Origin of the sequence: Streptomyces tamarix, from assembly GCF_032423885.1 — a bacterium.
GTDB lineage: Bacteria > Actinomycetota > Actinomycetes > Streptomycetales > Streptomycetaceae > Streptomyces > Streptomyces tamarix.
Genome location: NZ_JAWCTQ010000014.1, coordinates 126,114 through 146,668, shown reverse-complemented (window position 1 = coordinate 146,668; position 20,555 = coordinate 126,114). Strand labels below are relative to the sequence as shown.

Genomic DNA, 20,555 nt, shown 5'->3' with positions numbered 1-20,555 from the left:
TACCGCAGACGGCAACTCCGCCCCACCCCCTGCGCAGGCCGGCCCGCGCTGACGGTAAGGTCAGGGGCAGCATTGGCACGTTCCCACAGGAGGCCCCCGGGTGGAGGTTCAGGAGACTCGCGTTCAGACCGACCGGGTCCTCACCATCCCCAACATCCTGAGCATGGCCCGGCTCATCGGTGTACCGCTTTTCCTGTGGCTCATCCTCCGCCCCGAGTTCGGTGGGCCCAACAGTGACGGCTGGGCCCTCCTGGTCCTCGCCCTGAGCGGCGTCAGCGACTACCTCGACGGCAAGCTCGCCCGACGCTGGAACCAGATCAGCAGCCTCGGACGCATTCTCGACCCGGCCGCCGACCGCCTCTACATCCTCTCCACCCTCGTCGGCCTGACCTGGCGCGACATCCTCCCGCTCTGGCTCACCGCGGTACTTCTCGCACGCGAGGCGATGCTGTTGGTGATGGTGGGAATCCTCCGCCGCCACGGCTATCCGCCGCCGCAGGTGAACTTCCTCGGCAAGGCGGCCACGTTCAACCTCATGTACGCGTTCCCGTTGCTACTGCTCAGCGACGGCAACACGTGGCTTGCGTCACTCGCTGAAGTTTTCGGGTGGGCCTTCGCAGGATGGGGTACAAGTCTCTACTGGTGGGCAGGGATCCTCTACGTGATCCAAGTCCGCCGACTAGTCAAGGCGGAAACCGCAGCCGAATGACCCTGTCTTTCCGCGCCGAAACGTAAGAACCGACGTCGGCGTGTTATCAGAGGGCCACAGCAAAGACGGGGAAATTCGGCCAGATCGTCGTCGCTGCAAGGAGGACGCTTCCGACATGAAGGCCGTCGTGATGGCCGGAGGCGAAGGCACCAGACTTCGCCCCATGACCTCGAGCATGCCCAAGCCGCTCCTGCCGGTCGCCAACCGGCCGATCATGGAGCATGTGCTGCGCCTGCTCAAACGGCATGGACTCACCGAGACCGTCGTAACCGTGCAGTTCCTCGCCTCGCTCGTCAAGAACTACTTCGGTGACGGCGAAGAGCTCGGAATGGAGCTCACCTACGCCCACGAGGAGAAGCCACTCGGCACCGCCGGCAGCGTCAAGAACGCCGAACAGGCACTGAAGGACGACGCGTTCCTGGTCATCTCCGGGGACGCCCTCACCGACTTCGACCTGACCGACCTCATCGCCTTCCACAAAGAGAAGGGCGCCCTGGTCACCGTCTGCCTGACGCGCGTACCGAACCCCCTCGAATTCGGCATCACCATCGTCGACGAGGAAGGCCGCGTCGAACGGTTCCTCGAGAAGCCCACCTGGGGACAGGTCTTCTCCGACACCGTCAACACGGGCATCTACGTCATGGAGCCCGAGGTCTTCGACTACGTCCAGCCCGACGTCTCCGTCGACTGGTCCGGCGACGTCTTCCCCCAGCTCATGAAGGAAGGCAAGCCGATCTACGGCTACGTCGCCGAGGGCTACTGGGAAGACGTCGGCACCCACGAGAGCTACGTGAAGGCCCAGGCCGACGTCCTCGAAGGCAAGGTCGACGTCGAACTCGACGGCTTCGAGATCTCCCCCGGCGTCTGGGTCGCCGAAGGCGCCGAGGTCCACCCCGACGCCGTCCTGCGCGGACCCGTCTACGTCGGGGACTACGCCAAGGTCGAAGCCGACGTAGAGATCCGCGAGCACACCGTCATCGGATCCAACGTGGTCGTGAAGAGCGGCGCCTTCCTCCACAAGGCGGTTGTTCACGACAACGTCTACATCGGGCCGCACAGCAACCTGCGCGGCTGCGTCATCGGCAAGAACACCGACATCATGCGGGCCGCCCGCATCGAGGACGGCGCCGTCATCGGCGACGAGTGCCTCGTCGGCGAAGAATCGATCGTCCAGGGGAACGTCCGCGTCTACCCCTTCAAGACGATCGAAGCCGGTGCCTTCGTCAACACCTCCGTCATCTGGGAGTCCCGCGGCCAGGCCCACCTCTTCGGCGCGCGCGGCGTCTCCGGCATCCTCAACGTCGAGATCACCCCCGAACTCGCCGTCCGGCTCGCCGGCGCCTACGCCACCACCCTGAAGAAGGGCGCGACCGTCACCACGGCCCGCGACCACTCCCGGGGTGCCCGGGCCCTGAAGCGGGCCGTGATCTCCGCCCTGCAGGCCAGCGCCATCGACGTACGGGACCTGGAGAACGTGCCCCTGCCCGTGGCCCGCCAGCAGACCGCGCGCGGCAGCGCCGGCGGCATCATGATCCGGACCACCCCCGGCGTGCCGGACTCCGTCGACATCATGTTCTTCGACGAACGCGGCGCCGACCTGTCCCAGGCCGGACAGCGGAAGCTCGACCGGGTCTACGCGCGCCAGGAGTACCGCAGGGCGTTCCCCGGTGAGATCGGAGACCTCAGCTTCCCGTCGAGCATCTTCGACCAGTACACCGGCGCCCTCCTGCGCAGCGTCGACACGACCGGCATCGCCGAAGCCGGACTCAAGGTCGTCGTCGACGCGTCCAACGGCAGCGCGGGACTCGTCCTGCCGAGCCTCCTCGGCCGGCTCGGCGTCGACTCGCTGACGATCAACCCCGGTCTCGACGAGTCGCGGCCCACCGAATCCGCCGACTCCCGCCGGGCCGGCCTCGTACGGCTCGGAGAGATCGTCGCCTCCGCGCGGGCCGCGTTCGGCGTGCGGTTCGACACCGTCGGCGAACGGCTGTCGCTCGTCGACGAACGCGGCCGGATCATCGAGGACGACCGGGCGCTGCTCGTCATGCTCGACCTGGTCGCGGCCGAACGGCGCAGCGGCCGGGTCGCCCTGCCGGTCACGACCACCCGCATCGCCGAGCAGGTCGCCGCGTACCACGGCACCCAGGTCGACTGGACGACGACCTCACCGGACGACCTGACACGGGTCGGGCGCGAGGAGTCCACCATTTTCGGTGGAGACGGGCTGGGCGGGTTCATCGTCCCCGAATTCAGCAGCGTCTTCGACGGGACCGCCGCCTTCGTGCGGCTCCTCGGCCTCGTCGCGCGCACCCAGCTCACCCTCAGCCAGATCGACGCGCGCATCCCCCGCGCCCACGTGCTGCGGCGGGACCTCGCGACGCCGTGGGCCGTCAAGGGGCTCGTCATGCGGCGGGTCGTCGAAGCCGCCGGCGACCGGCACGTCGACACCACCGACGGCGTGCGCGTGGTGGAGGCGGACGGGCGGTGGGTGCTCGTCCTGCCCGACCCGGCCGAGGCCGTCACCCACCTGTGGGCCGAAGGCCCCGACGACGAGTCCGCCCAGGCGCTCCTCGACGAGTGGGCCGCCGTGGTGGACAGCGCCGGGCGCTGACCCCCTCGCCCACCGGCTGACCGGTGCGCCGGACCGATCGTACGACCGCGTCCGGCGCACCGGTGGGGCCATTCGGCGGTAGCCGCTCCGACATGCGACGATGTGCGGCATGTCGCAGCAGCCCCCCGTTCGGAGCATCGGCTCCCCGCCTCCGCGTCCTGACGCGTCGATGTCGCTGCTGACCAATGTGATGGACCACGCGCTCGACGACGGGTACGCGGAGGCGACCGCCCGCCGTGCCGCCGAGGGGGGCCTGCCGCGTACGTTGCGGACCAGGCTGGGCCTCGCCGCCGGGCTCGTCCTCGCCGCGGCGGTCGTCACGCTCGGTGCCGCCCAGACGCGGATATCCGCGCCGGTCGTGGCCAAGGAGCGCGAGGAGCTCATCGACCGGATCCAGGCCGAGACGACCGCCGTGGACGGTCTGGAACAGGACATCGAGAAACTGCGCGGCGAAGTCGGGGAGCGGCAGCGCGCGGCGCTCCGGGAACACGGTGGCGATCGCGGTGCCCTCGTGGCGCTGCTGTCCGGTGCGACCGACGTGACTGGCCCCGGGATCAAACTCGTCGTCGACGACGCGAAGGACGTCGAGGGGGGCGGCGGCGGGCCGCGCGAGAGCGGCGGTTTCACCGACACCGGCCGCGTACGCGACCGGGACATGCAGCGGATCGTGAACGGTCTGTGGCAGTCCGGGGCGGAAGCCGTCGCGATCAACGGGCAGCGGCTGACCGCCCTGTCCGCGATCAGGGCGGCCGGCGACGCCATACTGGTCGACAACAAACCGCTCGTGCCGCCGTACACGGTGCTCGCGGTGGGGGACGGCAAACGGCTCGGCACCCGGTTCCAGAACAGCGCGGACGGCCGCTACCTGCACGCGCTGGAGGAGAACTTCGGCATCCGCAGCAGCGTCTCCGCCCAGGACCGGGTCCGTCTGCCGGCGGCGCCGAGCCTGATCGTACGTACAGCACAGCCGAGGACCTCCGGAGCCGGCGCGGGCGACGGACAGGGCACGGCCGACACTGGGAAGGGCACATCGTGATCGCCGTACTGGGCCTCGTCGTGGGAGTCGTGGTCGGACTGTTGATCCGGCCCGAGGTACCGGCGGTGGTCGAGCCCTACCTGCCGATCGCCGTCGTCGCCGCGCTCGATGCGGTCTTCGGCGGGTTGCGGGCCATGCTCGACGGGATCTTCGTCGACAAGGTCTTCGTGGTCTCCTTCCTGTCGAACGTCGTCGTGGCCGCGCTGATCGTGTTCCTCGGCGACAAGCTGGGCGTCGGCGCGCAGCTGTCCACGGGGGTCGTGGTCGTCCTCGGCATCCGGATCTTCTCCAACGCGGCCGCCATCCGGCGGCACGTGTTCCGGGCGTGAGGCCGATGAGCAACGAGGACCGCATCCCGCACGAGGACCGCACCCCGCACGAGCCGGGGCAGCCGGAGGCGGCGCGGCCGGAGTCCGCGGAGATGACCGGCCGGCAGCGGCTGGTCGCCGGGCTGTGGCCGCCGCGGGTCACCCGCGCGCAACTCGTCGTCGCCCTGCTGCTGTTCGGTCTGGGACTGGGCCTGGCCATCCAGGTCCGCTCCACCAGCGACGACGGCGCGCTGCGCGGCGCCCGCCAGGAGGACCTGGTCCGCATCCTGGACGAGCTGGACGACCGCAGTCAGCGGCTCGAGGACGAGAAGACCCGGCTCGACGCGCAGCGCCGGGAGCTGGAGAACAGCTCCGACCAGGCCGAAGAGGCCCGTCAGCAGACCCAGGAGAGGGAGCGTCAGCTGGGCGTCCTGGCCGGTACGGTGGCCGCCGAGGGACCCGGCATCACGTTCACCGTCGAGGACCCGCTCACGGCCGTCGAACCGGACAAGCTGCTCGACACGATCCAGGAGCTGCGCGCCGCCGGCGCCGAGGCCATCCAGGTCAACGGCGTGCGGGTCGTCGCGGACTCGTACTTCTCCGGGGAGGCCGGGGCCGTCGAGGTGGACGGGCGGAAGATCAGCGCGCCGTACCGGTTCCAGGTCATCGGCAAGCCGCAGGATCTGGAGCCCGCGCTCAACATTCCCGGCGGGATCGTGCAGTCGCTGGAGAAGGAGCAGGCCACGGCCACCGTGACCCGCTCGGAGAAGATCGTTGTTGACGCCTTGCGACGGGCGGAGCGGCCTGACTACGCTCGGTCGTCATCGCGGTGAAGCGGAGGCGCATGGGGGCCTCGTGGTGGGGTAATGCCCGAGGGGCCGGGCCGGACAGGGGAGGCGAAGCAGTGGGGGCGGCTCCCGTGACCGGGGAATCGTGGAGGCGTCGGAGGATCGGCCGCCCGGGCCGGGAGGTTGCGGGGGGTCGCCGTACCAAGAGCGTGGTGCGTGGTGGAAACTGTCCGGAGGATACGGACGTTGTGAAGGTGTCCGGGTCGGCAGGTGTGTTCAATCAGGGTTCGTCCTGCCCCACGGGCGGGTCTGTTTCGTTCAAGGGGAATCGCCCGTGAAGTTGTTTGCGAAGTTGTTCGGCAAGAGCGCACGCGAGGACGGCGGCAACGCCAGGCATCGCGCGTCGCGGCACGGTCGGAGCGAGGAGGAGCGGGACGCCGGGCGCCCCCTCTTCCGCGACGAGGTCGCTGGTCCGGGTGGTGACATTACGGGCGGACAGGGCGCGTCTTCTGTTGACCCTGCCGGTCCCGGCCGCATAGGTTCCGATCCGTACGCGACCAGCGTCCACGCGGCCGAGCCGCGGCAGGAGGATGGGTCCATGCCGGTGTGTACGCGGTGCGGACACCGCAATGCCGAGGCGAGTCGGTTCTGCTCCAACTGCGGGGCGCCGCTGCGGGGCGGGGTCCCGGTGGAGCGCGCGTCGGAGACGACGTCGACGATCTCCATCTCGGGGCTCGAGGCGTACGACGGCGAGGCCACCGGCCAGACGGCGCTGCCGTCGCTGACGCCCGAGGCGCAGGCCGCGGTGGACGCCCTGCCGCTGGGTTCGGCGCTGCTCGTGGTGCGGCGCGGGCCGAACTCCGGCAGCCGCTTCCTCCTCGACGGCGATCTGACGACCGCGGGCCGCCACCCCCAGAGCGACATCTTCCTGGACGACGTGACCGTGTCCCGTCGCCACGTGGAGTTCCGCAGGGCGGCCGACGGCAGCTTCACCGTCGCGGACGTCGGCAGCCTCAACGGCACCTACGTCAACCGTGAGCCGATCGACGCCGTCCGGCTCACCAACGGTGACGAGGTGCAGATCGGCAAGTACCGACTGGTCTTCTACACGAGCCAGCGGGGCGTCTGACCCTCCCCCGGACGCCGTCCGGGGGGACCCCAGGGAAGGTCCATGCGGCGAACACCGACGGGCGGTGCCGGTCACGGCACCGCCGACGCGGGTGACCGGCTGGTGAGTATCGGTACGGTCCTCAACCAGCTGCGGGAGGAGTTTCCCGAGGTCACCATCTCCAAGATCCGGTTCCTGGAGGCGGAGGGGCTCGTCGAGCCGCGGCGGACGGCGTCCGGGTACCGGAAGTTCAGCCCGCGCGACGTGGAGCGGCTGGCGCTGATCCTCCGCATGCAGCGGGACCACTACCTGCCGCTGAAGGTCATCCGGGAGCACCTGGACGCCTTGGCCCGCGGTGAGCAGGCCGTCCTGCCCACCCAGGGGCCGCGCGGCGAGTCGCCGGACGGCGGCAGCCCGTGGGAGCCGGACGCGGACCGGGGCGCGGCCGCGCGGGTCGGCCGCGCCGAGCTCCTCGCCGCCGCGGGGGCGAGCGAGGAGCAGCTCGCCGAGTGGGAGTCGTACGGACTGGTCGCCCCGGCGGTGGACGGCGGTTACGACGCCGAGGCGGTGACGGTCGCCAAGCTCGTCGCCGAGCTGGGCCGGTACGGGCTGGAGCCCCGCCACCTGCGGGCGGTGAAGGCCGCCGCCGAGCGCGAGGCGGGGCTGGTGGAGCAGGTCGTCGCGCCGCTGCGGCGGCACCGCAACCCGCAGACCCGGGCGCACGCCGAGGCCACCGCGAAAGAGCTGGCCGCGCTGTCCGTCCGGCTGCACGCGGCCCTCGTCAGGTCGGCCCTCGGAGTCCGGTTCCCCTGACCTTGGCGGATCCCGACTATCCAAACCGGTGCGGCACGTCCTAGGGTTGCTGTGTGAACGAGCTCGATGTTGTCGGTGTCCGGGTGGAAATGCCGTCCAACCAGCCGATCGTGCTCCTGCGTGAAGTGGGAGGCGACCGCTACCTCCCGATCTGGATCGGCCCGGGAGAGGCGACGGCGATCGCCTTCGCCCAGCAGGGCATGACCCCTGCCAGGCCGCTCACCCACGACCTCTTCAAGGACGTGCTCGAGGCCGTGGGCCAGGAGCTGACGGAGGTCCGCATCACGGACCTCCGCGAAGGGGTCTTCTACGCGGAGCTGGTCTTCGCCAGCGGTGTCGAAGTGAGTGCCCGGCCCTCCGACGCCATAGCGCTGGCCTTGCGTACCGGAACGCCGATCTTCGGCAGCGACGGCGTCCTCGACGACGCCGGGATCGCGATCCCGGACGAGCAGGAGGACGAGGTGGAGAAGTTCCGCGAGTTCCTCGACCAGATCTCTCCCGAGGACTTCGGCACCGGCAACCAGTGACCGCGACCGCGCCGCGTACCGGAGCGCGGTGCGCCCGGGCGCGCGGAGGTGGTGTCCTCCCGGCGTTCGGGGGGCGCTCGCCGCGTTTTCGGCGCATTCGAGTAGCGGTTCCCGGAATCGGGACACGTCAAACCACTCTCAGGGTGATTATCACTCGGCGTGGCGAGTGTGGCGATCGTTGACGCACCCCTGGGGACTGCCTACCGTCGATGTGGCAGGTCAAGGACGGAGGGTCGGCGTGATGAGCAGCGGCGACGGTACGGCAGGGGGTCTCCCCGGACGGAGTCCGGTGGGGAGCGGGCCGTATCCGTTTCACGGGGATGCGGCCGAGCCGACGACCGACGTCATCGGGTACCGGGGCCCCACCGCGTGTGCGGCCGCCGGCATCACGTACCGGCAGCTCGACTACTGGGCCCGTACGGGGCTGGTCGAGCCGAGCGTCCGGCCCGCGTACGGGTCGGGCACGCAGCGCCTCTACAGCTTCCGCGACGTCGTCGTCCTGAAGATCGTCAAGCGGTTCCTGGACACCGGTGTCGCCCTGCAGAACATCCGGGCCGCCGTGCGGCACCTGCGCGGCAAGGGACTGCGCGACCTGGAGCGCATGACGCTGATGAGCGACGGCGCGACGGTGTACGAGTGCTCGTCGCCGGACGAGGTCGTGGACCTGCTCCAGGGTGGGCAGGGGATCTTCGGGATCGCGGTCGGCGTGGTGTGGCGGGACGTCGAGGCGGCGCTGTCGCAGTTGCACGGCGAGCGGGTCGACACCGGTGAGACCCTCCTCGGGCAGAACCCGGCCGACGAGCTGGCCCGCCGCAGGCGCGACAAGGCCGTCTGAGCGGCGCGCCCGCCGCCGTACGCGTGTGCGGGCGATTGTCAGTGGGGTGGGGCAGCATCGGTGGTGTGAGAGCCGCGCCGACGATCCTGCACCTGGACATGGACGCGTTCTACGCCGCCGTCGAGCAGGCGGCGAAGCCCAGTCTGCGGGGGAAGCCCGTGATCGTGGGTGGTCTGGGGCCGCGCGGGGTCGTCGCGACGGCGTCGTACGAGGCGCGGCGGTTCGGGGTGCGGTCGGCGATGCCCATGGCGCAGGCCCGGCGGCTGGCGCCGAACGCCGCCTACCTGGTGCCGCGTTTCTCCGTCTACCGGTCGGTGAGCGGACAGGTCATGGAGTTGCTGGGGCGGCTGTCGCCGCTGGTGGAGCCGCTCAGCCTGGACGAGGCGTTCGTCGACCTGGAGGCCGGGGGAGCCGCGTGCGAGGGGGCGGCGGCGCGGGCGGTCGGGGAGCGACTGCGCCGGGACATCCGCGCCGTGACGGGGCTGACCGGTTCGGTGGGGCTGGCGGGCTCCAAGATGCTGGCGAAGATCGCCTCGGAGGAGGCCAAGCCGGACGGCCTCGTGCTCATCGAGCCGGGGACGGAGCGGGCGCTGCTGGCGCCGATGGGCGTGCGGACGCTGCCCGGTGTCGGGCCGGCGACCGAGGAGCACCTGCGGCGGGCCGGGATGACGACGGTCGCCGACCTGGCGGAGGCCGGTGAGGACGAGCTCGTACGGCTCCTGGGCAGGGCGCACGGGACGTCGCTGTACGCGATGGCGCTCGGCCGCGACGACCGGCCCGTGGTGGCGGAGCGGGACGCCAAGTCGATCTCCGTGGAGGACACCTTCGACGTGGACCTGCACGACCGGGTGCGGGTGCGGTGGGAGGTGGAGCGGCTCGCCGAGCGGTGCGTGCGCCGGCTGCGGGCCGCCGGCCGCTCGGGGCGCACGGTGGTGCTGAAGGTGCGGCGGTACGACTTCTCGACGCTGACCCGCTCCGAGACGCTGCGCGGCCCGACCGACGACCCCGTGGTGGTGCGGGAGGCCGCCGCCCGGCTGCTCGACGCCGTCGACACGACGGGAGGGGTGCGGCTGCTCGGCGTCGGGGTCAGCGGGCTGGCCGACTTCACGCAGGAGGACCTGTTCGCCCAGGCGGCGGTCGACGGGCCCCCGGCCGTGCCCGGCGCCTCCGACGGGGTGCCGCCGCTGTCCGCGGGGGAGGCCGCGGCCGGGCCGGAGGAGCCGCCGCCGGACGCCGGGCCGGGTGGGGGTGCCGTCGACGGCGGGGAGCCGGTGCCGGGGGAGCGGCGGTGGCTCGCCGGGGCGGATGTGCGGCACACCGCGTACGGGCCCGGGTGGGTGCAGGGCAGCGGGCTCGGCCGGGTCACCGTGCGGTTCGAGGAGCCGGGGTCGGCGCCCGGCAGGGTGCGGACGTTCCGGACGGACGACCCGGAGCTGGAGCCGGGCGATCCGCTGCCGCTGGTGTCGGGCGGCGGTCAGCCGCCCCCGTCCGCCGGCGTGCCGGAGTGCCTGCCCGGGGACGGCGCGGCCGGCAGGGCCAGGCCGTAGTGCCGGTACAGCTGCAGCTCCTGCTCCGGCGAGAGGTGCCGGCCCACCCCGAAGCCCGGGGCGTCCTTGATGAGGGCCTTCTCGTACGGGACGTGCAGGCCGTCGTCGGCCAGCTCGCTCGGCTCCAGCGGGACGAACGCGTCGCGCCCGAAGAGGCCCCTCCGTACGGCCGCCCATTCGGGGACGCCCGTCGCGTCGTCCAGGTACACCTCGTCCACCGTGCCGACCTTGCGGCCGTCGCGGTCGAACACCTTGCGCCCCATCAGGCCGCGCGGGTCGATGTCGGTTTGCACAGTTCCTCCAGCCGGTCGCAACGGGTCCGTCACCCCTACGAAAGGGCACAACGGTGACCTCGGCCACTCGAGGGATCGGCCTGGAACCTCGCTGGTAGGCTGGTCATGGCTGCTGACCCCGTGCGGGAGAGTCCTCCGGAGAAACCGTCCGGAGGCGCCGAAGGAGCAAATCCTCCCCGGAATCTCTCAGGCCCCTGTACCGCACGGACGAGGTCACTCTGGAAAGCAGGGCGGGCGTCGGACGGCACCCGCCCTCACCGACGGTGAAAGCCGTGCCACCCCTCGCCGGGGTGCGCGGCGAAGCTCTCAGGTTGAGATGACAGAGGGGGAGGCCGTCCGGGCACCCGCGCCGAGGTGCCCCTCGCAGGTCGCTATGACCAGGAGGCCCCCGTACATGACCGCCAACCGCATTCCGCTCTCCCAGCTTGAGCGGGGCACCCCCTTCGAGCAGCGCCACATCGGCCCCGACTCCGGGGCGCGCGCCAAGATGCTCGCGCAGGTCGGCTACGGCTCGCTCGACGAGCTCACGGCGGCCGCGGTGCCGGACGCGATCAAGAGCGCCGAGGCGCTCGGTCTGCCCGAGGCCCGCACCGAGGCCGAGGTCCTCGCCGAACTGCGTTCCCTGGCGGACCGCAACCAGGTCCTGGCCCCGATGATCGGCCTCGGCTACTACGGCACGTTCACGCCGCCGGTCATCCTCCGCAACGTCATGGAGAACCCGGCCTGGTACACGGCGTACACGCCGTACCAGCCGGAGATCTCGCAGGGCCGCCTGGAGGCGTTGCTCAACTTCCAGACCATGGTCGCCGACCTGACCGGTCTGCCCACCTCCGGCGCGTCCCTCCTCGACGAGGGCACCGCCGCCGCGGAGGCCATGTCCCTGGCCCGGCGCGTCGGCAAGGTCAAGAACGGCGTCTTCCTGGTCGACGCCGACGCCCTGCCGCAGACGATCGCCGTCATCGAGACCCGCGCCGAGCCGACCGGCGTCGAGGTCGTCGTCGCCGACCTGAGCGACGGCATCCCCGCCGAGGCGGCCGAGCGCGGCGTCTTCGGCGTCCTGATCCAGTACCCGGGAGCCTCCGGTGCCGTCCGCGACATCAAGCCACTGATCGACGCCGCCCACGAGCTGGGCGCCGTCGTCACCGTCGCCGCCGACCTGCTGGCGCTGACCCTGCTGGCCTCGCCCGGTGAGCTGGGCGCGGACATCGCCGTCGGCACCACCCAGCGGTTCGGCGTCCCGATGGGCTTCGGCGGACCGCACGCCGGCTACATGGCCGTCCGCGACACGTTCGCCCGCAGCCTGCCCGGCCGCCTCGTCGGCGTCTCCGTCGACGCCGACGGGAACAGGGCGTACCGCCTCGCGCTCCAGACCCGCGAGCAGCACATCCGCCGCGAGAAGGCCACCAGCAACATCTGCACCGCCCAGGTGCTCCTCGCCGTCATGGCCGGCATGTACGCGGTCTACCACGGCCCCGACGGCCTGAAGGAGATCGCCCGGCGCACCCACCGGTACGCGGCGATCCTCGCGGCCGGCCTGCGCGCCGGCGGCGTCGAGGTGGTCCACGGCGGCTTCTTCGACACCGTCACCGCGCGCGTGCCCGGCAAGGCCGCCGAGGTCGTCGCCGCGGCCCGCGAGGGCGGCGTCAACATCCGCCTCGTCGACGCCGACCACGTCTCGGTCGCCTGCGACGAGACCACCGGCCGCGATCGGATCTCCACCGTGTGGGCCGCCTTCGGCGTGAGCGGCGACATCGAGGCCCTGGACGCCGAGACCGCCGACGCGCTGCCCGAGGCGCTGCTGCGCACCGACGCGTACCTCACCCACCCGGTCTTCCACGCGCACCGCTCCGAGACCGCGATGCTGCGCTACCTGCGCAGGCTCGCCGACCGCGACTACGCGCTGGACCGCGGCATGATCCCGCTCGGCTCCTGCACGATGAAGCTGAACGCGACCACCGAGATGGAGCCGGTCACCTGGCCCGAGTTCGGCCAGATGCACCCCTTCGCCCCGGCGGAGCAGGCCGAGGGCTACCTCAGCCTCATCCACGAGCTGGAGGACCGCCTCGCCGAGGTCACCGGCTACGACAAGGTGTCGATCCAGCCCAACGCCGGTTCGCAGGGCGAGCTCGCGGGCCTCCTCGCCGTCCGCGCCTACCACCGCGCCAACGGCGACGCGCAGCGCACGGTCTGCCTCATCCCGTCCTCCGCGCACGGCACCAACGCCGCGTCCGCCGTCATGGCCGGCATGAGGGTCGTCGTCGTCAAGACCGCCGACGACGGCGAGATCGACGTCGCGGACCTGCGCGCCAAGATCGAGCAGTACCGCGACGAGCTCGCCGTGCTGATGATCACGTACCCGTCGACGCACGGCGTCTTCGAGGAGCACGTCGCCGACATCTGCGCCCAGGTCCACGAGGCCGGCGGCCAGGTGTACGTCGACGGTGCCAACCTCAACGCGCTCGTCGGCCTGGCGAAGCCCGGCGAGTTCGGCGGCGACGTGTCGCACCTGAACCTGCACAAGACGTTCTGCATCCCGCACGGCGGCGGCGGCCCCGGTGTCGGCCCGGTCGCGGTCCGCTCCCACCTCGCCCCGTACCTGCCCAACCACCCGCTCCAGCCGGCCGCCGGCCCGGAGACCGGCGTCGGCCCGATCTCGGCGGCGCCGTGGGGCTCGGCCGGCATCCTGCCGATCTCCTGGGCGTACGTACGGCTCATGGGCGGCGAGGGCCTCAAGCGCGCCACGCAGGTCGCCGTCCTCGCGGCGAACTACATCGCCAAGCGCCTGGAGCCGCACTTCCCGGTCCTGTACACCGGCCCGGGCGGCCTGGTCGCGCACGAGTGCATCATCGACCTGCGGCCGCTGTCGAAGGAGACCGGCGTCAGCGTCGACGACATCGCCAAGCGCCTGATCGACTACGGATTCCACGCGCCGACCATGTCCTTCCCGGTCGCCGGCACGCTGATGATCGAGCCGACCGAGAGCGAGGACCTGGCGGAGCTCGACCGGTTCTGCGACACGATGATCGCGATCCGCGGCGAGATCGAGAAGGTCGCGTCGGGTGTCTGGCCGGCCGACGACAACCCGCTGCGCAACGCCCCGCACACGGCGGCCGCGCTCGGCGGCGAGTGGGACCACGCCTACAGCCGCGAGGAGGCCGTCTTCCCGGCCGGCGTCTCGGCCGCGGACAAGTACTGGCCGCCGGTGCGCCGGATCGACGGCGCCTTCGGCGACCGCAACCTGGTCTGCTCCTGCCCGCCGCTCGACGAGTACGACGCCTGAGGCGGGCGGCGGACGCGGTAGGCGTCGGGGCCGGTGCGGAGGCGATCGCCTCCGCACCGGCCCCACGCCGGCGTACCGTGCTCCGTACGGACGTACAGCCGTACGGACGCGGTCGTCCTGGCTAGGCGGCTCTCGCGATCCGCGCCGCGGTCAGGGGCCGGTGCGGTGCGATGATCTGCCCGTTGGGCAGCAGCTCACCCGTGTCCTCGAAGAGCAGGACGCCGTTGCACAGCAGGCTCCAGCCCTGCTCCGGGTGGTGCGCCACGATGCGGGCGGCCTCCCGGTCGGCGGAGTCTGCGGTCGGGCAGGGTGGCTGGTGCTGGCACATGGCTGGGTTCTTTCGCTGCGGTGTGGAGTCTGCTCTGCGGCTCGATGCGGTGTTCATGGCCGCCCCCCGTCTTCCGGTCGGTCCGTTTCCAGTGTTGCCCCACGGCTCCGTTTCCGCAGGGATTTCACGGCAGCGCTTCCTACTGGTGAAGGACGTATCACCCGTGCGGATGGTTCGGCGCAACCCCCCTGTCCCTTCGGGTGGTTCTGAGGGCCGCAGCGGACTAGTCCGGTCGGGTCAGGGGGCGTGCGCGACGGTGCTCCGCGCCCCCTCGGGCGCGGAGCACCGGGCCGTGCGGTGTGTGACGTCGCGTCAGGCCGACGAGCCGAGCAGCGGCGGCGGCGCGAGACGTACGGCGAGCCGCGGCAGCAGGTCCGCGACGCGGTGCGGGCGGTGTGCGGCGATCCCGGGCGGCGCGGGGGCCAGCGGGATCAACACGTCAGCCGGGTCGGGCGCGCCGTCGGCGGGGTCGGCGTCCGGGTCGCCGTGCAGCCACAGCGTCAGCATGTACAGCTCGGGCACCGACAGCAGGCGCGGCTGCCAGGGAGCCCCGGACAACTCGGCCTGACGCAGCGCCCGTTCCGTGGAGGTGAGGTAGGGGCCTTCGAAGAAGTGCGAGAAGGTCCAGCCGCCCGCCGTGCGCAGGGTGTCCGCGGCCGCCAGGGTCACCTCCCCGCCGCGGATCAGGAACCGCCACCCCGCGAGCCGGGTGGCGGGTGCGCCCGCCGGCCCGCCCGCCGCCGCGGTGACGCCGAGGACGTGAACGGGGAGCGGCAGTTCCGCACTGAGCGGTCCCTGTGCGGAGCGCAGTGCGGGAGTGCTGGCCTCGCGCAGGGCGGGGGAGCCGAGGGCCGCGAGGACGCTGTGCAGGGCAGGCGTGGGTACCTGGGAGACGTGGAGCGGCATGGTGGGTCGCCTCTCACTCAAGAGACAGGAGGGGTGGAGCGTGCGTGGGTGCGGACGGCGCTGTCAGCGACGGGGCCATGGGGCGCCGGGGCGCCATGCCGGGCGCCGGAGTCTCAGCCTCGTGGGCGGAGTTTATACGACAAATGTTCACGCCATGTTTCCGCTAACCGCTCCCGATAACCCCGTCAAGGTCGCAACGCGCCTTGTATACGTGGCAATTTCCGCTGAAATATCCAGGGGTCCGAAGCTGCTGCCTGCAATGTCGTCCACCGCGTGGACGGCTGAATCTCGTCGGCTTTTTCCATCACGTCGCCCGGTGAGATCTGCTAGCCGCGCCATGCCTCCGGAATGTGCCGGGAGGCCGTTCGTGCCAGCCTAGTGGCAAAGCCCTCGCCGCGGGGGCGTTACGGATCGGCCGGGCGGGGCATCATCGTCCCTGACCGAGCGGCGAGGCCGCGTGCCGCCACTCGAGGAGGGACGCTTCGATGGGGGAGAAGGTCGTGGCAGCCGGGTTCGACCTGGCCGATCGGCAGAGGTACCGCAGGAAACTCCGGGACTGCCTGGAGGCGCTGGAGAGGCTGTTGGCGGAGAAGCGGTTCGACCGCCCCAGGAATCTGATGGGGCTGGAGATCGAGCTGAATCTCGTGGGTTCCGACGGGCTCCCCCGGATGATGAACGCGCAGGTGCTGGAGCGCATCGCCAGTCGGGATTTCCAGACCGAACTCGGAATGTTCAATCTGGAAGTGAACGTCGCCCCCCACCGGCTCGCCGGGCACGTTTTCTCCCAGCTCGCCGAGGAACTGCGCACGGGCCTCGGATACGCCCACCGCAAGGCGGAGGAGCTGGGCGCCGGCGTCGTGATGGTCGGCATCCTGCCCACGCTCACCCGCCACGACGTGGACCTCGTCAACATCTCGGACGTCGACCGCTACATGCTGCTCAACGACCAGATCGTCGCCGCCCGCGGCGAGGACTTCGCGCTGGAGATCGACGGCGTGGAGCGGCTCGGCTGCACGGCCGCCTCCATCACCCCGGAGGCCGCCTGCACCTCCGTACAGCTCCACCTCCAGGTCACCCCGGGGCGCTTCGCCGACGTGTGGAACGCCGCCCAGGCGGTCGCCGCCGTGCAGATCGCGACCGGCGCCAACTCGCCGTTCCTCTTCGGCCGCGAGCTGTGGCGCGAGACCCGGCCGCCGCTGTTCCAGCAGGCCACGGACACCCGCCCGCCCGAGCTCCAGGCCCAAGGGGTGCGCCCGCGCACCTGGTTCGGCGAGCGGTGGGTGGACTCCGCGTACGAGCTGTTCGAGGAGAACCTCCGCTACTTCCCCGCGCTGCTGCCGCTCTGCGACGACGAGGAGCCGCTGCGCGTCCTCGACGGCGGCGGCGTGCCGTCCCTGCGGGAACTCGTCCTGCACAACGGCACCGTGTACCGCTGGAACCGGCCCGTGTACGGCGTGGTGGACGGCGTCCCGCACCTGCGCGTCGAGAACCGCGTCCTGCCCGCCGGGCCCACCGTCGACGACGTCGTCGCCAACGCCGCCTTCTACTACGGTCTCGTGCGCGCCCTCGCCGAGGACCCCCGGCCGGTGTGGAAGCGGATGTCCTTCGCGGACGCGTCCGACAACTTCGACGCCGCCTGCCGGTACGGCATCGACGCCGAACTGCGCTGGCCCCGTCCCGGGCGCGGCGGCGTGACCGCCGTACCCGCGGTGAAGCTCGTACGGGACGAGCTGCTGCCGCTCGCCGCGGCCGGGCTGGACGCGTGGGGCATCGAGCCCGCCGACCGCGACCGCTGCCTCGGCATCATCGAGGAGCGTTGCCGTCGGCGCTTCAACGGTGCCTCGTGGCAGGTGGAAACGTTTCACCGGGCCCAGGAGGCCGGCCTCGACCGGGAGGCGGCGCTGGCCGCCACCGCGCGCCGCTACCGCGAGCTGGCGCTGATCGGCCAGCCGGTCCACACCTGGCCCGTGCCCCTGCCGGGGCCGTACCCGCAGCGCACCCGCTGAGGGCGCGCGGGGCCTCCACGGGGACCCGTTCGCGCGCCCCGCGCGGCCGTCGGGCAAGCTGGACGGCGCGAGATCCACGGAGGGAGGCGCGCGTGCGGACAGGTGCGGGACGGACGGCCGGTGCGGTCGTGACGCCGTCGGCGGGCGAGCCGCGCAGGACCCTGCGGTCCGAGACGCTGATCGTGCTGGCCCTGTCGCTCGGCGCGAGCGCGGTCTCCTCACTGATCAGCTTCGTCGGCTCGCTCACGAGACCGGGCGGTCTGAAGGACCAGGCGGCCACGCTCAACGGCTCGTACGCGCCGGGCCGGCCGTGGCTCGACCTGGCCTGGCAGCTGTTCTCCCTCACCACCGCGCTCGTGCCGGTCGTCCTCGTCGCGCACCTGCTGCTGCGCGAGGGCGCCGGGCTGCGCGCGATCGGCTTCGACCGCCGCAGGCCCTGGCCCGACCTCGGGCGCGGGGCGCTCGTCGCGGCGGCGATCGGCAGCGCCGGGCTGGCGTTCTACCTGGTGGCGCGGGCGGTCGGGATGAACCTCACGGTGGTGCCCGAGGCGCTGCCGGGGGAGTGGTGGAAGTACCCGGTGCTGATCCTGTCGGCGATCCAGAACTCCGTCGTGGAGGAGGTCATCGTCGTCGGCTACCTGCTGCGCAGGCTCGGGCAACTGGGCTGGTCGCCGATAGCGGCGCTCGCGGCCAGTTCGGTGCTGCGCGGCTCGTACCACCTGTACCAGGGCGTCGGCGGGTTCATCGGCAACCTGGTCATGGGCGTCGTCTTCGTCCTGCTGTACCGGCGGTGGGGGCGGGTCGGGCCGCTGGTCGTGGCGCACGCGCTGCTCGACATCGTGGCCTTCGTCGGGTACGCGCTGCTCGCCGGCAGGGTGGGGTGGCTGCCCACGGCGTGACCCCGGGCGGGGCCCGCACCGTGTGGGCCGCGCCGTGGGCCCCGTCGCGCGGGCGGGGCGCGCGGGGGCGGGCGCCGCGCGGCCCCGGCGGCCCTCAAACGCGCAGGTCGCCCTCGATGACGGTGACCGCCTGACCGGTCAGCAGGGTCCGCTCGCCGCGCAGCGCGGTGCGCACGATCCCGGTACGGGCGCCGCCCTGCAGCCCGGTCAGCTCGGCGCGGCCGAGGCGGGCCGACCAGAACGGGGCCAGCGCCGTGTGCGCGCTGCCCGTGACCGGGTCCTCGTCGATGCCCACGCGCGGGAAGAAGCAGCGTGAGACGAAGTCGTGGCCGCGCCCCGGGTCCTCGGCCGCCGCGGTGGCGATGACGCCCCGCTCGGACAGCCCGGCCAGCGCCGGGAGGTCCGGTGTCAGGGCGCGTACGGCCTTCTCGTCCCGCAGCTCGACCAGGAGGTCCCCGATGTGGGCGGCCGTGTCGTGGACCGAGACGACCTCCGCGCCGAGCGCGTCGGCGAGACCCTCCGGCGGGTCGACCGGGGTGAGCGGGGAGGTGGGGAAGTCCATCGTGATCGTGCCGTCCCCGGCGGCGGTCGTGGTGAGGACGCCGCAGCGCGCGGCGAAGCGCACGGTGCCCGTGGCCCGGCCGGTGGCGCGCAGCACGTGGGCGGTGGCCAGTGTGGCGTGCCCGCACATGTCGACCTCGGTGATGGGGGTGAACCAGCGCAGCGCCCAGTCGGCCCCGCCGCCGGGCGGGAGGGGGTGCGCGAAGGCGGTCTCGGAGAGGTTGACCTCCGCGGCGACCTTCTGGAGCCAGGGGTCGTCGGGGAAGGCGTCGAGGAGCAGGACGCCCGCCGGGTTGCCGGAGAAGGGGCGGTCGGTGAAGGCGTCGACGATACGTATCCGCATGAAGACGACCGTAGAGGGCCGCTGAAGCCGCGGGCCAAGGCCAATGTGCGGAGGCTGGACCGGAAAACCCGCTCACTGCCGTTGCCGAACGACTTCTTTCGATATATCGTTGAAGCATCGCGACAGATCAACGATAGAAGGAGTGCGGTCATGCGTTCACATGATCACGAGCATGAGCACGGACGGGGACACGGGCACTGCGGTCCCGGGCGGCACGGCCACGGTCGCGGGGAGTTCGAGGAGCGGCGTGCCGCGTTCGGCCCCTTCGGGCCGGGCTTCGGCGGCCCCGGTTTCGGTGGCGGCCCCGGTTTCGGCGGACCGTTCGGCGGGCGGGGGCGCGGCGGCGGCCGCGGCAGGGCACGACGCGGTGACGTCCGCGCCTCGATCCTGGCGCTCCTCAAGGACCGCCCCATGCACGGCTACGAGATGATCCGGGAGATCGCCGAGCGCAGCGGGGGCGCCTGGAAGCCGAGCCCCGGCTCCGTCTACCCGACCCTCCAACTGCTGGAGGACGAGGGGCTGATCGAGAGCCGCAGTGAGGGCGGCAAGAAGCTCTTCGCGCTCACCGACAGCGGGCGGGAGGAGGCGGAGTCCGCCCCCGAGGCCCCCTGGGAGGAGGCCGGCAAGGGCATCGACTGGGAGGCCATGAACGAGATCCGGCAGGCCGGCTTCGGGCTGCTGGAGGCATTCGGTCAGGTGTGGAAGACGGGCTCGGCCGAACAGCGGCAGAAGGCCCTCGGCGTCATCAACGACGCCCGCAAGAAGCTCTACCTCATCCTGGCCGACGAGGACTGAGCCCGCCCCGCCGGGGGCGCCGGGCCGCGCGTCCCCCGGCGCGTGCGCCCCGCGGGCCGTGCCCGCCCGCCGGGCGCCGATCAAGGCGGCGCGCCCCTCGGGGAGCGGCTTTCCCGATCTCCTCCCTGAGAACGAGGGGGCGGGACCCGTCCCCACCCTGGGCGGGACGCGACATGCTCCCTCACGGGGATGCCCCGGGGCGCCTCCGCCTGATGAGGTGGACGGGTGCAGAGCTCCACCTCGCGTTCTCCCTCCCCGCTCCCCGGCCGGCGCGCCGGGGCGGAGGACCGCCTCACCGCCGAGCTGGCCGCCGTCGTCGCCGGCGCGCGGCGCAGGGCGGCGCGGGACGGCGACCGGCAGATCGACACCGCCCACCTCCTCCACGCGCTCGTCGAGGCCGACCCGGCCGTCCGCGCCGCCCTCGGCGGGCCGCGGGCCGCCCGCGTCCTCGCCTACCTCGTCCAGCGCAGCATCGGCTACGGCCTGCGCTGGCGCGGCACCGTCGAGGACTTCGGCGCCGTGCCCCCCGTGCCCGATCCGGTACGGTCCGCCCCGCCTCCGGTACCCGCTCCGTTCCTGGTGCCCGCCCCGCTTCGGGCGGTCGCGGCGGGCGACCCGCCCGGCTGGTCGCCCGCCGCGTCCGCCGCGCTGGAGGCGGCCCTGGACCGGGCAGGGGCACGGGATGAGCCGCGGGCGCGCCCGCTCGACCTGCTCGCCGGACTCGCCGCCGTCCCCGACTGCCGCGCCGTGCAGGTACTGGCCCGCGCCGGTGTCGACAGGGCCCGGCTGGCCGCCCGGATCGAGCACCCGTCCCAGCATCGGATCGAGCACCCGTCTCAACAGGTGTGACCGCCTTTACGCT

19 protein-coding genes and 1 riboswitch are annotated in these 20,555 nt (G+C 72.3%); of the genes, 15 read left to right on the top strand and 4 right to left on the bottom strand.

Annotation, left to right across the window (positions count from 1 at the left end):
* Window positions 1–100 precede the first annotated feature (100 nt).
* The 10 genes from RND61_RS13965 to RND61_RS13920 all read left to right on the top strand — a co-directional run bounded on the left by RND61_RS13965 (window position 101) and on the right by RND61_RS13920 (window position 10,282).
* Complete coding sequence (locus tag RND61_RS13965) at window positions 101–709, top strand: CDP-alcohol phosphatidyltransferase family protein (protein ID WP_315878243.1); 609 nt, start codon at window positions 101–103, stop codon at window positions 707–709.
* A gap of 115 nt (window positions 710–824) precedes the next feature.
* On the top strand, window positions 825–3,320 hold the full coding sequence (locus tag RND61_RS13960) for a mannose-1-phosphate guanyltransferase (RefSeq protein WP_315878242.1): 2,496 nt from the start codon (window positions 825–827) through the stop codon (window positions 3,318–3,320).
* Window positions 3,321–3,429: 109 nt separating this feature from the next.
* Window positions 3,430–4,356: a DUF881 domain-containing protein gene (locus RND61_RS13955; protein ID WP_315878241.1), complete on the top strand. Its 927-nt coding sequence runs from the start codon at window positions 3,430–3,432 to the stop codon at window positions 4,354–4,356.
* The gene (locus RND61_RS13950; RefSeq protein ID WP_010469069.1) at window positions 4,353–4,685 is read left to right on the top strand and encodes a small basic family protein; all 333 of its coding nucleotides are present in this window, start codon (window positions 4,353–4,355) and stop codon (window positions 4,683–4,685) included. Before RND61_RS13955 ends, RND61_RS13950 begins: the two co-directional genes overlap by 4 nt.
* Before the next feature lie 5 nt (window positions 4,686–4,690).
* Entirely contained in the window at window positions 4,691–5,497 is an 807-nt protein-coding gene (locus tag RND61_RS13945; RefSeq protein WP_315878240.1) for a DUF881 domain-containing protein, read from the top strand.
* 181 nt (window positions 5,498–5,678) lie between these two features.
* Window positions 5,679–6,581, top strand: coding sequence for an FHA domain-containing protein (locus RND61_RS13940; RefSeq protein ID WP_315878248.1), 903 nt, complete (start codon window positions 5,679–5,681; stop codon window positions 6,579–6,581).
* A gap of 42 nt (window positions 6,582–6,623) precedes the next feature.
* Window positions 6,624–7,373, top strand: coding sequence for a transcriptional regulator FtsR (gene ftsR / locus RND61_RS13935; RefSeq protein ID WP_315878239.1), 750 nt, complete (start codon window positions 6,624–6,626; stop codon window positions 7,371–7,373).
* A 53-nt stretch (window positions 7,374–7,426) separates the two neighbouring features.
* Complete coding sequence (locus RND61_RS13930; RefSeq protein WP_023589746.1) at window positions 7,427–7,900, top strand: bifunctional nuclease family protein; 474 nt, start codon at window positions 7,427–7,429, stop codon at window positions 7,898–7,900.
* Between the two features lie 241 nt (window positions 7,901–8,141).
* Window positions 8,142–8,735, top strand: a complete 594-nt coding sequence (locus RND61_RS13925) for a MerR family transcriptional regulator (RefSeq protein ID WP_315878238.1) — start codon at window positions 8,142–8,144, stop codon at window positions 8,733–8,735.
* A gap of 65 nt (window positions 8,736–8,800) precedes the next feature.
* On the top strand, window positions 8,801–10,282 hold the full coding sequence (locus RND61_RS13920) for a DNA polymerase IV (protein ID WP_315878237.1): 1,482 nt from the start codon (window positions 8,801–8,803) through the stop codon (window positions 10,280–10,282).
* Here the strand turns inward: RND61_RS13920 and RND61_RS13915 are convergent.
* Window positions 10,210–10,545 (bottom strand): PRC-barrel domain-containing protein, encoded by a 336-nt coding sequence (locus RND61_RS13915; RefSeq protein WP_315878247.1) that lies wholly within the window; start codon window positions 10,543–10,545, stop codon window positions 10,210–10,212. The genes RND61_RS13920 and RND61_RS13915 overlap by 73 nt on opposite strands.
* 143 nt (window positions 10,546–10,688) lie before the next feature.
* Window positions 10,689–10,787: riboswitch (glycine riboswitch) on the top strand.
* Window positions 10,788–10,969: 182 nt separating this feature from the next.
* Between RND61_RS13915 and gcvP the strand changes: the two genes are divergently transcribed.
* Window positions 10,970–13,855 carry an aminomethyl-transferring glycine dehydrogenase gene (gcvP, locus tag RND61_RS13910; RefSeq protein WP_315878236.1) on the top strand — a complete coding sequence of 962 codons (2,886 nt, stop codon included), beginning with the start codon at window positions 10,970–10,972 and terminating at the stop codon, window positions 13,853–13,855.
* A 121-nt stretch (window positions 13,856–13,976) separates the two neighbouring features.
* On the opposite strand, the gene RND61_RS13905 is transcribed toward gcvP, so the two are convergent.
* Window positions 13,977–14,183: a DUF5999 family protein gene (locus RND61_RS13905; protein WP_315878235.1), complete on the bottom strand. Its 207-nt coding sequence runs from the start codon at window positions 14,181–14,183 to the stop codon at window positions 13,977–13,979.
* Window positions 14,184–14,495: 312 nt separating this feature from the next.
* Complete coding sequence (locus tag RND61_RS13900; protein WP_315878234.1) at window positions 14,496–15,089, bottom strand: hypothetical protein; 594 nt, start codon at window positions 15,087–15,089, stop codon at window positions 14,496–14,498.
* A gap of 485 nt (window positions 15,090–15,574) precedes the next feature.
* Here RND61_RS13900 and RND61_RS13895 point away from each other — a divergent pair, with 485 nt between their 5' ends.
* Window positions 15,575–17,095, top strand: coding sequence for a glutamate-cysteine ligase family protein (locus tag RND61_RS13895; protein ID WP_315878233.1), 1,521 nt, complete (start codon window positions 15,575–15,577; stop codon window positions 17,093–17,095).
* Window positions 17,096–17,187: 92 nt separating this feature from the next.
* A complete protein-coding gene (locus RND61_RS13890) occupies window positions 17,188–17,994 on the top strand; it encodes a CPBP family intramembrane glutamic endopeptidase (protein WP_315878232.1) in 807 nt (268 codons plus the stop codon).
* 94 nt (window positions 17,995–18,088) lie between these two features.
* On the opposite strand, the gene RND61_RS13885 is transcribed toward RND61_RS13890, so the two are convergent.
* Window positions 18,089–18,898, bottom strand: coding sequence for a PhzF family phenazine biosynthesis protein (locus RND61_RS13885; protein WP_315878231.1), 810 nt, complete (start codon window positions 18,896–18,898; stop codon window positions 18,089–18,091).
* A gap of 150 nt (window positions 18,899–19,048) precedes the next feature.
* On the opposite strand from RND61_RS13885, the gene RND61_RS13880 reads away from it, so the two are divergent.
* Complete coding sequence (locus RND61_RS13880; protein WP_315878230.1) at window positions 19,049–19,693, top strand: PadR family transcriptional regulator; 645 nt, start codon at window positions 19,049–19,051, stop codon at window positions 19,691–19,693.
* A gap of 225 nt (window positions 19,694–19,918) precedes the next feature.
* On the top strand, window positions 19,919–20,542 hold the full coding sequence (locus RND61_RS13875; RefSeq protein WP_315878229.1) for a Clp protease N-terminal domain-containing protein: 624 nt from the start codon (window positions 19,919–19,921) through the stop codon (window positions 20,540–20,542).
* Window positions 20,543–20,555 lie beyond the last annotated feature (13 nt).

Bases quoted from the DNA above. Each gene is read 5' to 3' on its own strand.
- RND61_RS13960 (WP_315878242.1), top strand. From the start codon at position 825: ATGAAGGCCGTCGTGATGGCCGGAGGCGAAGGCACCAGACTTCGCCCC.
- RND61_RS13955 (WP_315878241.1), top strand. From the start codon at position 3,430: ATGTCGCAGCAGCCCCCCGTTCGGAGCATCGGCTCCCCGCCTCCGCGT.
- RND61_RS13945 (WP_315878240.1), top strand. From the start codon at position 4,691: ATGAGCAACGAGGACCGCATCCCGCACGAGGACCGCACCCCGCACGAG.
- ftsR (WP_315878239.1), top strand. From the start codon at position 6,624: ATGCGGCGAACACCGACGGGCGGTGCCGGTCACGGCACCGCCGACGCG.
- RND61_RS13925 (WP_315878238.1), top strand. From the start codon at position 8,142: ATGAGCAGCGGCGACGGTACGGCAGGGGGTCTCCCCGGACGGAGTCCG.
- RND61_RS13915 (WP_315878247.1), bottom strand. From the start codon at position 10,545: ATGGGGCGCAAGGTGTTCGACCGCGACGGCCGCAAGGTCGGCACGGTG.
- gcvP (WP_315878236.1), top strand. From the start codon at position 10,970: ATGACCGCCAACCGCATTCCGCTCTCCCAGCTTGAGCGGGGCACCCCC.
- RND61_RS13905 (WP_315878235.1), bottom strand. From the start codon at position 14,183: ATGTGCCAGCACCAGCCACCCTGCCCGACCGCAGACTCCGCCGACCGG.
- RND61_RS13900 (WP_315878234.1), bottom strand. From the start codon at position 15,089: ATGCCGCTCCACGTCTCCCAGGTACCCACGCCTGCCCTGCACAGCGTC.
- RND61_RS13895 (WP_315878233.1), top strand. From the start codon at position 15,575: ATGGGGGAGAAGGTCGTGGCAGCCGGGTTCGACCTGGCCGATCGGCAG.
- RND61_RS13885 (WP_315878231.1), bottom strand. From the start codon at position 18,898: ATGCGGATACGTATCGTCGACGCCTTCACCGACCGCCCCTTCTCCGGC.
- RND61_RS13880 (WP_315878230.1), top strand. From the start codon at position 19,049: ATGCGTTCACATGATCACGAGCATGAGCACGGACGGGGACACGGGCAC.